Source organism: Pseudomonas sp. MCal1 (assembly GCF_026341415.1).
GTDB lineage: Bacteria > Pseudomonadota > Gammaproteobacteria > Pseudomonadales > Pseudomonadaceae > Aquipseudomonas.
In genome coordinates, this window is sequence record NZ_JAKUMP010000002.1 from 206,015 (window position 1) to 220,473 (window position 14,459).

Genomic DNA, 14,459 nt, shown 5'->3' on the forward strand with positions numbered 1-14,459 from the left:
TGCAAAATTCTCAGCTGCAGAGATCCCGCGAGTTCGCTAACCCGTGTAGGGGGCGGCCCTCAGGGAGGACCCGGAAAAATGGCGCCCCCCACCCGGCCACCGACCTAGCTGCGGTCGGCCGATGTCGACTCCGAAACGCCCAGCCGCTTGGCGGCCCAGCGTTCGTACAACCCGATGGCCACATCGGCACCGGCCATCGCCGTCAGGCAACCCAAGGCGCCTGCCGTCCAGATCGTCATGCCCGCCGCGATCATCAGCATCATCGCCGACACTCCGCAGACAATGCAGGCCCCGGATCGAAGCGCGAGGCGGCGCAACAACGCCCAGCCCCGCGCCCCGTCCTTGTCGGCCCGCCACATCTCTCCCGATACGCCGCCGACCAAGGCCAGGACAATCACTAACCAGATCGGCATCTCTGCCAGCGCTTGTTGCTCGTTTGTCATCGCCAACCCCTAAACGCAAAAACCCGGCGCAATGGCCGGGTTTGGTGGTGTGGTGCCTGCCGCTCTCTGCGGTCGCACCTATCGAAGATGACTACTTTTTACAGGTCGATTCCGGTGGCAGCAACCCCGGATTAATGCCACCCAGTGAATAAGTGGTCAATGTGGGGTGAACGTCTAGCGAATGTGGGCGAATAACTCACCCCGGCATTCTGTTGTTTCGGCGGCGTCCCATACGTCCCACCTTTCAAAATCGAAGTGGGACGCCTGAGAGCGCCTAAATTCGGGGCTTCGCCCCACCGTCCTACCTATTTCTCTCTCTTCTCGTGTAAAGGAAGAAATCTAAGAACACGCTTGCGCGTGAAGCGCGCGTACATTGTGCCTGCTACGCATATACGGGCGGGTGACGTTGCAAGGTGGGACGGTGGGACAACCCTGTAAAGACAAGGCCCGCCCCTGTCCCACTACGCCAAAACATAGTGGGACAAGGCGGGCCGGTAGGACAACAACTGCCGGAGTCAGGCCTGGGGTCAAGCAGCCACCCCCATTAACATGCCCCAGATAACCAGATGGGCGTCATGCAGACGCTGGTAGTACGTGTCACGGCCGCAACCGCAGTGTGCGTAGCGCAAGCGCATATCCACATCGAGCGTGCAGTAATGCTCCCGCACAACCTTCACCAGCTCGGGAGCCAAGTGCTTTGTCACGATCAGCTCGATGTCGAGAGAACCCTCCAGCGGTGCACGAAAGGCCCGTCTTCCACGGATCAACTGCCCATTACTCTCCATCATCATGGCAACCATGTTTCCCCCAGCGAGCCCTCCTTTCGAATGTTCGGAATGCAGCTCCTGAGCCCAAAGCTTCAGCAACGAATCGATCTCCTTAATCATCGAAGCAAGGCTCCTCGAAAGCAGGTTGCTCCAAAGCTGGCGCCCTGCCCCAATCCGCAGGTTTCTTGTAGCCCCACAATCGTTGCCGGCTCTTGGTCATCGCCCCGAGCCGGTAACGTCGCCAGCCCAATCGATGCAGGATCGCCCCGACCCGCATCTGCTCCGGCTTACCCCAATGCCCTGGGTCGAGCTTGAGTGCCTGCGTCAACACCTCACTGCCGGTGGTGGTCTCACCGATCTGCGACTCTTCCAACCAGGTCAAAATTGGCGTTTCCCATTCGTCCACTACGAAGCGCTCGTCCTGCTCCTCGCCGAACATCGCCGCTTCATCCAGCGTCACCCACCAGAGATCGCCCGCGTCGTAACAGAACACTGCCTCAGCCCACAGTTGCTCGCGAATAGAGCGCAACAGCTCCAAATCAACCTTGGTACACGCCACCGGCCAATAACGGCGGTTACCGGTCGCATCCTTCAGGTACTCATCTTGGTTCGTCGTACCCACGAACACGCACTGACGCGGCACGTCCATCGTGCGACGGCCGTAACTCTCACGGTAGGTATCGGTGGACGCCGAGAAAAACTGCTTGGCCTTGGTACTCTCGGCCTTGTTGAAACTGTCCAGCTCGCCCAGCTCAACGATCCACTTGCCCCGGATCGCCTGAAAGCCGTCCTTGTCGCCCAGGGCGAACGGCGTATCCATGAACCACTCACCGCCGAGAATGCTCATCGCCGTCGACTTACCGGCGCCCTGCGCACCCTCAAGAATCATCACCGAGTCAGCCTTGCAGCCCGGCTTCATCACCCGCGCCACGGCCGACAACATCCAGCGCTTGCCGACCTTGCTCGAGTAATCGGTGGCCTTCACGCCCATGACATCCGTGAGCCAGCTTTCCAAGCGCGGCACGCGATCCCACTCAAGCTTGCGCAGATACTGCCGCACCGGATGAAACGCATGGTCATGCGCAACCACACTCACCGCCTCGATCACATGCGACGCCTTCACCCGCAAGTTGTACTGCTGCGCGAGCCACTTCATCACCCGCACATCATCGATGTCCGCCCAATCGCCCGTGCCGCCGCCATACGGTGCAGCACGCAGCTTCACGATCTTCGAACTGAACGCGCTGTAACTGATCACCCCGGCCCAACGTTCATCGTTGGCCAAGATCAACTCGACGTTCTGCATGTGCGCGATCAACGCCCCGCTCTCGCTTCGAGCCAGCATGTCTTTCCAGCCACCAGCGGCCGGCGGTTTGACCACCGCCAGCACCTGACGGCGCACAGCCTCCAAACCTTCGGCAACATGCAAGTCGTTGAAGTCGGTCCACTTGACCTCACGCTCGCCGGAGAAAATCGGCGCAACCACCTGGCCACCGACGATCAGCGCCGCATTGTTGGCCTTCTCTTCACCAGGGTTCCAGGCATCACCGTTCGGTTTCGTGGTCTTCCAGTCATCGTCCCGGCAAATGATCAGCGGGCAACCAGCGAAGCGCTCACGCATCGCCTTACACACCACCAGCAAGTTGCCAGCGTCAAATGCGATGGCCACAGTCAGCGAAGTTGCCATATGCAGGCTTGCGCCCGTGGCGTAGCCCTCACACACCAACACCGGCTCACCCGGATCCGGATGCGGACCGATCAGGTGAAAAGCGCCCTCCTTCGACATCCCATAGGGCCAATACGTCTTGTCCCGGCCGGTGTCTTCTTGTTTGGTTGGGTAAACCACCTGCAGGCCGACGATCTCGTCGCGCACGTTGCACATCGGCACCAGGAACGCGCCAGTTCGCGGGGCATACCGAACACCGATACCAACGATCTGCTTACGATCCAGATAGTCGCTTCGGCCTTTCTCCGGCATGCGCTTGAACATGCCTGCCGCACGCTTGGCCGCACGACGCGCCGCACTGGCTGCGATCTCAGCAGCCCGGCGCTTTGCCTCTTCCTGTCGTGCGCGCATGACCTCACGCTCTTCCGGCGACGTCCGCCCGGCCTTGACCTTGATCTTCTGCGACTCACCCGAACGCCAGTCACCGAACGCGCCGAAAATAAGCGTCTCGCCCTTCTCGGTGTGATGCTCATGGGCGATGTACCAGCCATTTTTTTCCTTGCCCTTGTCCTGCGCCGTCTTGCACCGGGTCAGCTTGCCAAACACCAGTGGCAGCGCAGGCTCAAGGCCGTAATCCGCGAATTGCCCCAACACTTCATCGAGCATGGTGTGCCCCCTTCAGCTCGGCGAGAGACAGACAACCCACGCACTGCGTGCAACCGGGCTGCGCCAAACGACGTGCCTCAGGGATCGGGTCATCGCACGTTTCGCAGAACAGAAACGAATGCGCCACCAAGCCAGGCTTGGTGGCGTTGCGTGCAGCGAGCGCTTGATCGATGCGCTCTTGCACCAGGTCATTAGCAAAGTCAGCGATATCAGCCACGATCAACACCCCGTGTCGTCTGGTTGACATACGTGGCGCGGTTGAACAACCCCAACAGCCCTTGAATCCCACGAAACACCTGCAGGCGAATCGCGGCCAGTTCCTCATCAGTAACGACACCGTCACCGATGCTCTTGGCCCAGATGTCTGCCAGATCCGCCACCTTGCGGAAGTATTCCGCGATGCCGGTAGTCAACGTCTCGGGCATGTCATTGGTATACGCCTCGGCCAGCTCCTGCCAGATCGTGTCACCGACCAACGCATGTACTGCATCCAGAATGCGGCGATCCTTGGTCAGCTCCAGAATCTCGCCGAACTCTTGAATGTTCACCGTGTGGCTGGGGTGGGTTGGGGAAAGCTTATGCTGCAGCGTGGTCGCATTCCGGCCGGTGGTGGCGGCGATGGCGGCGGCACCACCGGGGTAGTCCCGTGCGGCATGGTAAAGCGCAAGATCAAGCGGCAGGACTTCCCGCTGCGCCCGGTCTAGAGAGCTCAGAATGATACGGCTCATGGCATTAATCCTTGAATGTTGCCAGTGCCGCACGACAGGGAGTGGTGATACATTTGTCGTGTGGCTTGATAGGCCCAAACGCCGGCGAGGTTGCTAAGACCAACACCGGCACCGTGCCGAGGCGAACAATCCGTTGTTCACCCCCGGCGCAACAGCTGCCAGCTCTGTGGTGGAAATGGCAGCAACACCAAGGCTTCCGAGCCTTGGAAAACGCGAAAGGTGTGGGCGGTTTTGCATTTGGTTTGCCCGCCAACCCCAATCGCGGCCCGACAGCGCTGTGGTGGTGCGTGTCGGGAGGAACTGGGCGACCCTTGGGTCGCCTTTTTTCTAAGCTACTTTCTTGAAATCCATCTCTGGCGGAAAAACATCATCAAGCGAGCATTTAATTCCGAGTTGATTCAAAGCAGCCGTAATTGCACGAGACTCTGCAAGTCCGGCTACACGGCGTCCGGACTCATAATTACTAACCCGTGTCTGCGTCCAGCCCAGAATCGAAACCAAATCACGCTGCTTGATACCCGCCTTCTCTCGATGGTCAGCAATCCTGTTCATAAAGATCTCCTGTAACTGAAGCGCAGAATAAACACGTATCGTGATTTTTACAACACGCAAAGTGCGATAAATTTATTTCAATGCGTGGTAAAAAAGACAAATGAACACACTCGGCTCACGCATCAAATCACTCAGAAAAGCCCAAGGTCTGAGCCAGAAGGATCTGGCACTTGCCTGTGGCTGGGAATCACAGTCTCGTATCGGTAACTATGAAAAGGATCAACGCCAGCCCAACCTTCAGGATCTAGGGAAAATTGCTGCTGCCCTGAAAACGCCACTGACAGAACTGGTCAAAGATGTCGAGGGACCATTACCTCATTTATCTGGTGATGCGCATGGAAACATTTTCGACATCAGATACCCCCCTCGGCTCAAAAGCAGCCAGAGCGAAGGATTAACATCAGCAGGACGAGCGAAAACAGGGAGTGTTCCGGTGATTGGAACCGCACAGCTAGGCAATGAAGGATATTTTGAGGCGCTTGATTTTCCTCCAGGCCACGGTGATGGTTACTTGAGCATCCACAGCGATGACCCTGATGCCTATGGACTAAAGGTTACCGGCGACAGCATGCTTCCCAGGATAAAAAATGGTGAGTACGTGCTGATCGAACCCAACAAGAGCTACTTCAGCGGCGATGAGGTTGTGGTCAGAACCGCAGAAGGCCGAACGATGATTAAGGAATTCATTTACCTGAGAGATGGAATGTACCGCTTGGACAGCGTAAATGCTGAACATCCGCCAATCCATATCGCCGCGAGCGACGTGATTGAGATTCACTTAGTCGGCGGCATCCTAAAGTCATCACGTTTTTTGCACGCAACGTGACAAAATAATCACATATCGTGTTGACTTAAAAAACACACTGCGTGATATTTGTCTCACTCTTTCACCACAGAGCGAGGCAAACCATGCAAACCTGCGCAACCCTCCACGTCCATCCGGCGTGCGTCAGCAACAAAAAGATGATCGAGCAGCTGCAGTCAGCCACCGGCTACCTGGTCATCATTCATAAAAGCAAACCCAGGCTGATTGCCAAATCCCAGCCCCTCCCTTTCGATCCGAATGACGGAGGGCACGCGGCATGACCAAGTACAAGATCGACAACCGCACCCTGCAGTTGCTCAACGCCCAGGTCAACCTGACCGAGACCTTCAACCATGTCCTGCGAACAGCACCTAAGCGTGAATGCCTGGCATTCCGACTCAAGGCTGAACGCGGCACAGTGAAAAGCACTTTTGTCGTCGAGCTGGGCTGCGAACGCCACACGCTGACCTTGCAGAATGACAAGAAGATGCACCTCAAGCTGGCCGACTTCATTGAGGAGGTCGCCAACGGACCGCTTGACCCGAGCAGTACCAGCGACCTAACTCATCTCCCGCACGCCAGCCGGGAGTACGGTCGGTTTGAGGTGCAAGACAAGCAGCGAGTGTTTGAACTTGTGCGTAACGGCGGAGTGTTGAGCCTCGACATGGGGCTCGATCTCCCCCTGCACGTTGCCATTCATCGCACCAATACGCGACGAGGTGTGACCGTCATCCTAAGTGTTGGCAACAAAAGGCCGAATACCCGCTGCTTCACCGTGGGCGGCACCGATATCGAAATCTACGGCGATGTCACTGAGTCCATTATCCATCTGGCGGCAGCCGCGACACCTGCCGCACATGCGGCATGAGGTGGATAACATGGAACGCACACTCGCCCAAACTGCCGCTCATCTCGGCCTGACCCGACCAAAGCTCATCGCCCTCATGCGGGAGAGAGACCTGCTTAAGGGAAACCTGCCGGCCTACCCCAAACGCGACAAAGAGTATCTGCGGGTCAAGGACAGTACCTGGTACGACGAGAAGTACGGACTGCAATACAGCCAGTCGACCCGTGTCCAGCAGGCCGGCATCCACTGGCTGGCTGAACAACTCGACATCGACCTACCCGCCATCCCGGCAGACCGCCGTGACGTGGCCTAGGGAATACGCCCGACAGATTATCGCCATGCGGACACGAGAGGAGCGCAATGCCGCGCTCCTTGAAGTGCCCGAGCATCTGCGGGAGCTGACGAAACGGCACTGCCTGAACGCCTGGAACCATCCGGCAAGAAGACAACGCAAGGAGGCCACACAAAGCAATGAGTAACGCAGCCCAAGCCCTACTACGGCTACGTCCTGCCCCTGAGTCCACCACCATCGAGCTGCTTTACCGCACCTTCGGTGACGTGTTGATTCCGCTGGAGACGGTGCGCGAGAAATATTTCCGCAACCTCAACGAGCAAAAGTTCGTGTCGGAAATCAACAGCGGCCGGATCCAGCTTCCGATCACCACGCTGGATTCAAGCCGGAAAGCGCCCAAATACGCACACATTCGGCATGTCGCATCACTCATCGACATTCGAGCCTACCAAGCCGACGAAGACATGCATTCTCAGCAGGATGAGCCAACCGAGTAACCCACCACCAAATGGACTGCCACCACCAGTCCGCAACTGAACCAGGAGCAAACCAAATGACTGCAATTCAGATCTGCGCACTTATAGTCCTGATCACCCTGGCCGGGCTACTGGTCTGGGCCGGCTACTTCATGGGCCACAGCGACGGAGTGTCCGCCGGCATGGAAGAAAGCGACGACATCCAGCGCGCCGAAAGCGCCAAGACCATTCGCGAGTTAAGGGCTTCGCTCGACTTCATCAGGGCCGACCACGCCCACCTAGCCCAATTCAGCAAACGCCTTCAGCAAGCGCTGGCACTCGGCGAACCTGAACGCCAAACGCTGCTCGACATCGCAGACAAGCTCCGGATCGCCGCCGAGACATTCGCCGCCTTCCGCACGAGCAAAAAACTCGAACGCGAGACCAGAGTCCTGCGCGACCAAGCGCTGGCCATGGCAGACCTTCTTCAGGTTGCAAAGGAGGGAGAGGCGGCATGAACGGCACACTCTCCTACTTCGGACCGACTCATTATCGGATCTCAGAGCAAGGCGGCGAGCAATCTCGCGTACGAGCACGATTATCGACCGCGTTGCTCTGCGACAGCACGCGCGTCGACACCCAAGAAATAAAAAGTCTCTGCTGCGCAGCAGCAGGCATTAGTGCTTTTCCTCAAGCCGTTACCGAGGCACTTCCCCCCCAAGAAAAGCTGCGCCGGGCAGCGACACCCAATGCAACGCTGACAGCTCAGCAACGCTCGCCCGCGCAGCTTGTTGAGGGGTATACGCCCGCTGATGACGATGCCGACTCATCGCTTCCGACCTATCACTTGGACAAGATTCCAGAAGACAAGATGGCCGAATTGGTTGGTACCACCCGCCGGGCGTTACAAGGTAAGCGCGCCAGAGGCGTTATCCCTAAAGGTGTTTGGAACACCATCGACAGCCGCATTTACTACAGCATCAGGAGATACGAGGCATGGCTAGAAAGCCAATGGGATTGCCCACCGGAGTTGAATTTGCTGGACAGTCCGTCCGCATTCGCTTCACCTGGAACGGGCAACGCCGTTGCGAAACCCTCCCCTATCCCCAAACGCCGAAGGGGATTAAGGCTGCCGCCGACCTACGCGCTAACGTAGCCAGCCTGATCAAGCATGGCGTATTGGATGATCAGCGCTACGCCGAACTGTTCCCCAACTCCACCTATGCCAACTACTCGGCAACTCCCCGTTTCGGGGAGTACGCCCAGGAGTGGCTCAACAGTCGCGAGATCGTGGCCGGGACACGCAAGAACTACCTCGGCTCGCTCAATCTGTACTGGATGCCATATCTGGCGATGCTTCCTATCGACAGCATCACGTCGGTGATGCTGCGCAAGGTGGTAGCCAATACAGAATGGCCGACACCGGGCGTTAAGCGCGCGGCGATCCAGCGTCTGACCACGGTGTTCGGTACGGCAGTGAAAGACGGTCTGATCAACCGTAACCCGGTGGAGTCCATTGAGCTGCCGGTGAAGGCCAAGAAACCCATCGATCCCTTCACCGTGGGTGAGGCCAACCAGATTATCGATCACCTATATAAGACGCTGACCCATTCGATGCGGATCTACGCTGCGTACTTCGAGTTCGCGTTTTACACCGGCATGCGCCCCAGCGAAATCGCGGCACTGCGCTGGGAGGAGGTCGACAAGGAAAAGCGACTGGTCAACGTGTGTCGGATCGTCGCGGATTACAAGATCGAGGAGCGCACCAAAACCCGGAACGTGCGCCAGGTCATGCTCAACAGCAGAGCGCTGCACGCCCTTGAGCAAGCCGAGCTGGAGGCGCAACAACGCGCCTTGCAGAGCCGCCGCAAACGCGCCGAATCGCCCTACGTGTTCCCGCCGACGAAGAACTTCGAGTTCATTCAACAATCGAGCGTAACCGACAAACACTTCCAGGCTGCACTGACCGAATTGGGTATTCGCGCCCGCCGGCAATACAACTGCCGACATACTTACGCTACCATGTGCCTCATGGCGGGTATGAACCCTGCGTTTATTGCCACTCAGCTCGGTCATAGCGTTCAGATGTTGCTATCGACCTACGCCCGATGGATCAACTCCAGCACCGACTGGGGTGAACTCGGAAAGCTCGAAAACAGCTTGATTGGTACAAAATTGGTACAGACAGAAACAGTACCCCTCTGAAACCCTTATGGAATCAGCCTCTGTGACACTGGAACAGAACTACACCGCGATTCTCGGCCAATTGGGCGAGGACGTCTCCCGCGAGGGCCTGCGCGACACGCCAAAGCGTGCCGCCAAAGCCATGCAGTACCTCTGCCGCGGTTATGAACAGACGCTCGAAGAGGTCACCAACGGTGCCCTGTTCAGCTCCGACAACAGCGAAATGGTGCTGGTCAAGGACATCGAGCTCTACTCGTTGTGCGAACACCACCTGCTGCCGTTCATCGGCAAGGCCCACGTCGCGTACATCCCGAGCGGCAAAGTGCTGGGCCTGTCGAAGGTCGCGCGGATCGTCGACATGTACGCCCGCCGCCTGCAGATCCAGGAAAACCTCAGCCGCCAGATCGCCGACGCGGTCCAGCAGGTCACCGGCGCGCTGGGCGTGGCGGTGGTGATCGAGGCCAAGCACATGTGCATGATGATGCGCGGTGTGGAGAAACAGAATTCGTCGATGATCACCTCGGTGATGCTCGGTGAGTTCCGCGAAAACGCGGCGACCCGCAGCGAGTTTCTCAGCCTGATCAAGTAATTGATTGCAGAAAAGAACCGGCGTTGATCGCCGGTTTTTTTTTCGTCCGTGAAAAATCGGGTAAGCTGCGCGCCTTCTTCAGTGTCCCTGTGAGGCTTGTAACGTGTTCGTCAAAGCGCTTCGTGTCGGCCTCGGCCAACTGATCATCTTCGTTGATTTCCTGACTCGCCCAGGCAAGAAACAGCGCCCCGCCGCTGCCCAGGCTCAGGTTGACGCCGCCGCCAAGGACCTGACCCTGTATCAGTTCCACGCCTGCCCGTTCTGCGTGAAGACCCGCCGCAGCCTGCGCCGTCTGAACGTTCCGGTGGCCCTGAAGGACGCGAAAAACAACGAGCAGGATCGTCAGACCCTGCTGGAACAGGGCGGCAAGATCAAAGTGCCGTGCCTGCGCATCGAAGAGAACGGCCAGACCACCTGGATGTACGAGTCCAACACCATCATCGAATATCTGAACCAGCGGTTCGCCGCAGTCTGACTCAAAAAAAACCGGCCTGAGGGCCGGCTTTTTCATGCCGCCTGCGCCGCCTGCGCCTGGCGCACCACCGCTGCCAGCCGCTTGAGCCCTTCGTCCAGACGAGCCGGATCAATGTGGCTGAAGTTCAGGCGCAGGTGGCCGGGATTGCGATCGGGCTCGGGAAAGAACGGTTCGCCTGGCATGAACGCTACATCATTGGCCAGCGCGGTATTCAGCAACGTTCGGGTGTCCAGCGGTTGCTTCAGTGTCAGCCAGAAAAACAGCCCGCCTTGCGGCGTGTTCCAGTCCGCCAGGTCGGCGAAATGGATTTCCAGCGCTGCTTGAAATGCATCGCGGCGCTGACGGTAGAAGCTGCGCAATTCACTCAAGTGCTGCTGATATTTCTCACTGCCGATCCACTGCAATGCTTGCCACTGACCGATACGATTGGTGTGCAGATCTGCCGATTGCTTCAGTTTGAGCAGGTGCGGGAACAGCTCCGGGCTGGCGATCAGGTAGCCGACACGCAAGCCTGGCAACAGGGTTTTCGACACGGTGCCGGTGTAGATCCAGCTGGATTTTTTCAGGCGTCCGGCAATCGGCTGGGCGCTGCCGCCGTCGAAGGTCAGTTCGCGGTAGGGTTCGTCTTCGATCAGGGTAACGCCGAATTCGTCGAGCAATGCCGCAACGGCTTCGCGCCTGGCTTCGCTGTAGCGCACGGCAGACGGGTTCTGGAAGGTCGGAATCAAATAGATGAACGCCGGACGATGCTGCTCCAGACGCTGACGCAATTGCGCAAGGTTCGGACCGTCAGCCTCCAGCGGCACGGTCAGGCAATCGGCGCCGAACAGTTGGAAAATCTGCAAGGCCGCCAGATACGTCGGCGCTTCGAGCAGGATTTCGGTGCCTTTGTCGATGTACAGCTTGGCCGCCAGGTCGAGGGTCTGCTGAGAACCGCTGACCACCAGCACCTGACTCGCCTCACACGGCAAACCCAGCGCCCTCGCCTCTGCCGCCAGCGCTTCGCGCAGTGCAGGCTCTCCTTCGCTCATGCCGTACTGGCCGAGAGACAGCGGCATGTCGGCCCACTCGACCTTCGGCAACATGGCTTCTGCAGGCAAACCGCCGGCAAAAGACATGATTTCCGGGCGCTGGGCCGCGGCAAGGATTTCACGGATCAGAGAACTTTTGAGGCGCGAGACACGTTCGGAAAAAGCCATGGAAGTCACCGCTAGCGAGGCATGGGAAAAATGAGTCAAACTTGTTGACTGAAATTACGACACCCTCACTGGAAGCGTCAATATGCTTGACCTTAAAAACTGCGCCAGCCAACAACAGGCCATGGAAGCCTTTTTCTTTGGTTACCAGGCATTCACCGCCAAGGCCGATGAAATGCTTGAGCGTCGCGGCTTGTCCCGAGTGCACCAACGCATTGTGTTTTTCATCGCCCGCTACCCGAACCTGAGCGTCAAGGAATTGCTCGCGCTGCTCGGCGTCAGCAAGCAGGCGCTGAACATGCCGTTGCGTCAGTTACAGGAAATGCATCTGGTGGACAGCGTGGCGTCCGAGACTGACAAGCGCAAGCGCCTGCTGGAGCTGACGGTTGAAGGCGCGAAATTCGAACAGGCGCTGCGCCGCGAGCAGGTGAAATTGCTCGAGCGGGTCTTTGCCGAAGCCGGCGAAACGGCGGTCAACGGTTGGCTGGCGGTGAATCTGGCGCTGGGAACCAATCGCCCGAACGAGTGATATAGCTCGATCGCCGATCTTTTCGTCCACAAAATCAAAAACAATATTTGCTTTATTTGTACACAAAAGCATAATCCACAGCGTGCGAGTTCCTGACCGCATGGTCAACAAATTCGCGTATGCCTCAAAGGGCCGCTGCCACCCCTCATGGGTCCGGTCCTGGAAATAACAATAAAACTCTTGAGGAGTACTCGCTGTGGAAAGCCGCAAATCCGAAGCATCGACGCTGGAACTCTCGCCGCCGTTACGCACTGGCCTGCTTGAGCGCATCTTCAAACTCAGCTTGCATGGCACCACGGTGAAGACCGAGCTGATTGCCGGTCTGACAACCTTCATCACCATGGCCTACATCATTTTCGTCAACCCGAACATCATGGCCGATGCCGGGATCGATCACGGTGCAGCCTTCGTCGCCACCTGTATCGCCGCTGCGCTGGGCTGCCTGCTGATGGGCCTCTACGCCAACTGGCCGGTAGGCCTGGCGCCGGGCATGGGCCTCAACGCGTTTTTCACCTATACCGTGGTCGGCACCATGGGCTACAACTGGGAAACCGCCCTCGGTGCGGTGTTCGTCTCGGGCGTGCTGTTCATGATCCTGACCTTTTCGCGGATTCGCGAATGGCTGCTCAACAGCATTCCGGTCAGCCTGCGCTATGCAATGGGCGCCGGCGTGGGTCTGTTCCTCGGGCTGATCGGCCTGAAAACCGCCGGCATTGTGGTCGATAGCCCGGCCACCCTGATCAAACTCGGCTCACTGCGTGAACCCGGCCCGCTGCTTGCCGCCATCTGCTTCCTGATGATCGCGATCCTCAGCTACCACAAAGTGTTTGGCGCGATCCTCATCAGCATCATCACCGTCACCCTCGCCGGCTGGGGGATTGGTCTGGTGCACTACGAGGGCATCATGTCCGCCCCGCCAAGCCTGGCGCCGACCTTCATGGCCATGAACGTCGCCGGCGTATTCAACGTCAGCATGATCAGCGTGGTACTGGCGTTCCTCTTCGTACACATGTTCGACACCGCCGGCACCCTGATGGGCGTCGCCCAGCGCGCCAACCTGGTGAAAGCTGACGGCCGCATCGAAAACCTTTCCCGCGCGATGAAAGCCGACTCCGCCTCCAGCGTATTCGGTGCAGTCGTCGGCGTTCCGCCGGTCACCAGCTACGTGGAAAGTGCTGCCGGTGTAGCGGCTGGTGGTCGGACTGGTCTTACCGCAGTCACCGTGGGTGTGCTATTTATAGCCGCGATGTTCTTTGCACCGCTGGCCGGCATGATTCCCGCCTATGCCACCGCCGGCGCGTTGATTTACGTAGCGATGCTGATGATGGGCGGCATGGCGCACATCGAATGGGACGAAGCGACCGACAGCATTCCGGCGATCGTCACCGCGATCATGATGCCGCTGACCTTCTCGGTTGCCGACGGTATCGCGCTGGGCTTCATTACCTATGTCGCGCTGAAGGCCGGCACCGGTAAATACAAAGAGATCTCCGTCAGCCTGTGGGTGCTCTGCGCGATCTTCATCGCCAAGTTCATCTTCCTGTAAGCGCTACGCGGTTCACGCTTCAAAACAGCCTCACCCCAACGGGTGGGGCTTTTGCACATTCTTGATAACGATAAAAAGGAGCAAGTGATGAGTCTGGAAACCTGGCTGCTGTTCAGCGGCGCTGCGCTGGTGGTGATCCTGATTCCGGGGCCGCTGTCGTTGCTGATGATCAGCAACAGTCTGAATTACGGTTTGCGCCGTTCCTATCCGGCCTTTCTGGGAGGTGTGAGTGCGTCGATCTGCCTGCTCAGCGCTTCGGCACTGGGGTTGGGCGCCCTGCTGCTGGCCTCGGAAAAACTCTTCAGCGCATTGAAGATCGTCGGTGCGCTGTACCTGTTCTACCTCGCCTGGCAGAGCTGGCAGCAATCGCGTCAGCCATCGGTTGGCGCAGAAGTACCGCAGGCGGCGCCTGTTCCACGCTTTCGCGCGCTCTTTGGACGTGCATTCATGCTGGGCGCCAGCAACCCGAAAGACATCCTGTTCTTCGCCGCTTTCCTGCCGCAGTTCCTCAATGCCGAGCAGCCGTTTCTGCCGCAACTGCTGGTGATGATTGCGACCTGGACAGTGCTTGATCTGCTGTGCAAGTTGACCTACGGCCTCGGCGCTCACGGTGCAGCACGCTACCTGCGCAGCGGCAAGGGCCAGAGCTGGTTCAACCGCATCAATGCCGGTTTGTTCGGCGGCGCAGGGGCAGCTTCATTGTTGAGCAGTCACTGAGG

20 protein-coding genes are annotated in these 14,459 nt (G+C 58.4%); 13 read left to right on the plus strand and 7 right to left on the minus strand.

The annotated features are described in order from the left end of the window. Positions 1–104 precede the first annotated feature (104 nt). The 6 genes from MKZ87_RS04140 to MKZ87_RS04165 form a co-directional block, all read right to left on the minus strand. Complete coding sequence (locus tag MKZ87_RS04140; RefSeq protein WP_266200331.1) at positions 105–443, minus strand: phage holin family protein; 339 nt, start codon at positions 441–443, stop codon at positions 105–107. A 527-nt stretch (positions 444–970) separates the two neighbouring features. Next, positions 971–1,330 (minus strand): hypothetical protein, encoded by a 360-nt coding sequence (locus tag MKZ87_RS04145; protein ID WP_223008163.1) that lies wholly within the window; start codon positions 1,328–1,330, stop codon positions 971–973. Beyond that, positions 1,323–3,542, minus strand: a complete 2,220-nt coding sequence (locus MKZ87_RS04150) for a VapE domain-containing protein (RefSeq protein WP_266200332.1) — start codon at positions 3,540–3,542, stop codon at positions 1,323–1,325. Before MKZ87_RS04150 ends, MKZ87_RS04145 begins: the two co-directional genes overlap by 8 nt. Beyond that, positions 3,532–3,759, minus strand: coding sequence for a TraR/DksA family transcriptional regulator (locus MKZ87_RS04155; protein WP_223008161.1), 228 nt, complete (start codon positions 3,757–3,759; stop codon positions 3,532–3,534). Before MKZ87_RS04155 ends, MKZ87_RS04150 begins: the two co-directional genes overlap by 11 nt. Continuing rightward, positions 3,752–4,270 carry a phage regulatory CII family protein gene (locus tag MKZ87_RS04160; protein WP_223008160.1) on the minus strand — a complete coding sequence of 173 codons (519 nt, stop codon included), beginning with the start codon at positions 4,268–4,270 and terminating at the stop codon, positions 3,752–3,754. The genes MKZ87_RS04155 and MKZ87_RS04160 overlap by 8 nt, the downstream gene beginning before the upstream one ends. 327 nt (positions 4,271–4,597) lie before the next feature. Then, entirely contained in the window at positions 4,598–4,822 is a 225-nt protein-coding gene (locus tag MKZ87_RS04165; protein WP_223008159.1) for a helix-turn-helix transcriptional regulator, read from the minus strand. Between the two features lie 100 nt (positions 4,823–4,922). Here MKZ87_RS04165 and MKZ87_RS04170 point away from each other — a divergent pair, with 100 nt between their 5' ends. From MKZ87_RS04170 to MKZ87_RS04215, 10 genes are all read left to right on the plus strand, one after another. Further along, positions 4,923–5,648 carry an XRE family transcriptional regulator gene (locus tag MKZ87_RS04170; protein ID WP_266200333.1) on the plus strand — a complete coding sequence of 242 codons (726 nt, stop codon included), beginning with the start codon at positions 4,923–4,925 and terminating at the stop codon, positions 5,646–5,648. A gap of 83 nt (positions 5,649–5,731) precedes the next feature. Continuing rightward, positions 5,732–5,908: a hypothetical protein gene (locus tag MKZ87_RS04175; protein ID WP_223008157.1), complete on the plus strand. Its 177-nt coding sequence runs from the start codon at positions 5,732–5,734 to the stop codon at positions 5,906–5,908. Further along, positions 5,905–6,495, plus strand: coding sequence for a hypothetical protein (locus tag MKZ87_RS04180; RefSeq protein ID WP_266200334.1), 591 nt, complete (start codon positions 5,905–5,907; stop codon positions 6,493–6,495). Before MKZ87_RS04175 ends, MKZ87_RS04180 begins: the two co-directional genes overlap by 4 nt. A gap of 10 nt (positions 6,496–6,505) precedes the next feature. Beyond that, positions 6,506–6,787 (plus strand): phage antirepressor KilAC domain-containing protein, encoded by a 282-nt coding sequence (locus MKZ87_RS04185; protein ID WP_266200335.1) that lies wholly within the window; start codon positions 6,506–6,508, stop codon positions 6,785–6,787. 158 nt (positions 6,788–6,945) lie between these two features. Continuing rightward, the gene (locus MKZ87_RS04190) at positions 6,946–7,263 is read left to right on the plus strand and encodes a pyocin activator PrtN family protein (RefSeq protein ID WP_223008154.1); all 318 of its coding nucleotides are present in this window, start codon (positions 6,946–6,948) and stop codon (positions 7,261–7,263) included. A 56-nt stretch (positions 7,264–7,319) separates the two neighbouring features. Further along, complete coding sequence (locus tag MKZ87_RS04195) at positions 7,320–7,739, plus strand: hypothetical protein (RefSeq protein ID WP_266200336.1); 420 nt, start codon at positions 7,320–7,322, stop codon at positions 7,737–7,739. After that, a complete protein-coding gene (locus MKZ87_RS04200) occupies positions 7,736–8,377 on the plus strand; it encodes a hypothetical protein (RefSeq protein ID WP_266200337.1) in 642 nt (213 codons plus the stop codon). The genes MKZ87_RS04195 and MKZ87_RS04200 overlap by 4 nt, the downstream gene beginning before the upstream one ends. Continuing rightward, positions 8,278–9,426, plus strand: coding sequence for a tyrosine-type recombinase/integrase (locus MKZ87_RS04205; RefSeq protein WP_266200404.1), 1,149 nt, complete (start codon positions 8,278–8,280; stop codon positions 9,424–9,426). Before MKZ87_RS04200 ends, MKZ87_RS04205 begins: the two co-directional genes overlap by 100 nt. A gap of 22 nt (positions 9,427–9,448) precedes the next feature. Further along, positions 9,449–9,994 carry a GTP cyclohydrolase I FolE gene (folE, locus tag MKZ87_RS04210; RefSeq protein ID WP_085701133.1) on the plus strand — a complete coding sequence of 182 codons (546 nt, stop codon included), beginning with the start codon at positions 9,449–9,451 and terminating at the stop codon, positions 9,992–9,994. Between the two features lie 103 nt (positions 9,995–10,097). Continuing rightward, positions 10,098–10,469 carry a glutaredoxin family protein gene (locus MKZ87_RS04215; protein WP_039769909.1) on the plus strand — a complete coding sequence of 124 codons (372 nt, stop codon included), beginning with the start codon at positions 10,098–10,100 and terminating at the stop codon, positions 10,467–10,469. 32 nt (positions 10,470–10,501) lie between these two features. Here MKZ87_RS04215 and MKZ87_RS04220 read toward each other — a convergent pair whose 3' ends face one another. Beyond that, complete coding sequence (locus tag MKZ87_RS04220; protein ID WP_266200338.1) at positions 10,502–11,668, minus strand: PLP-dependent aminotransferase family protein; 1,167 nt, start codon at positions 11,666–11,668, stop codon at positions 10,502–10,504. Between the two features lie 82 nt (positions 11,669–11,750). On the opposite strand from MKZ87_RS04220, the gene MKZ87_RS04225 reads away from it, so the two are divergent. From MKZ87_RS04225 to MKZ87_RS04235, 3 genes are all read left to right on the plus strand, one after another. Next, positions 11,751–12,194: a MarR family winged helix-turn-helix transcriptional regulator gene (locus MKZ87_RS04225; protein ID WP_011333199.1), complete on the plus strand. Its 444-nt coding sequence runs from the start codon at positions 11,751–11,753 to the stop codon at positions 12,192–12,194. Positions 12,195–12,390: 196 nt separating this feature from the next. Further along, the gene (locus tag MKZ87_RS04230) at positions 12,391–13,740 is read left to right on the plus strand and encodes an NCS2 family permease (protein WP_266200339.1); all 1,350 of its coding nucleotides are present in this window, start codon (positions 12,391–12,393) and stop codon (positions 13,738–13,740) included. An 87-nt stretch (positions 13,741–13,827) separates the two neighbouring features. Next, complete coding sequence (locus MKZ87_RS04235; protein WP_266200340.1) at positions 13,828–14,457, plus strand: LysE family translocator; 630 nt, start codon at positions 13,828–13,830, stop codon at positions 14,455–14,457. Positions 14,458–14,459 lie beyond the last annotated feature (2 nt).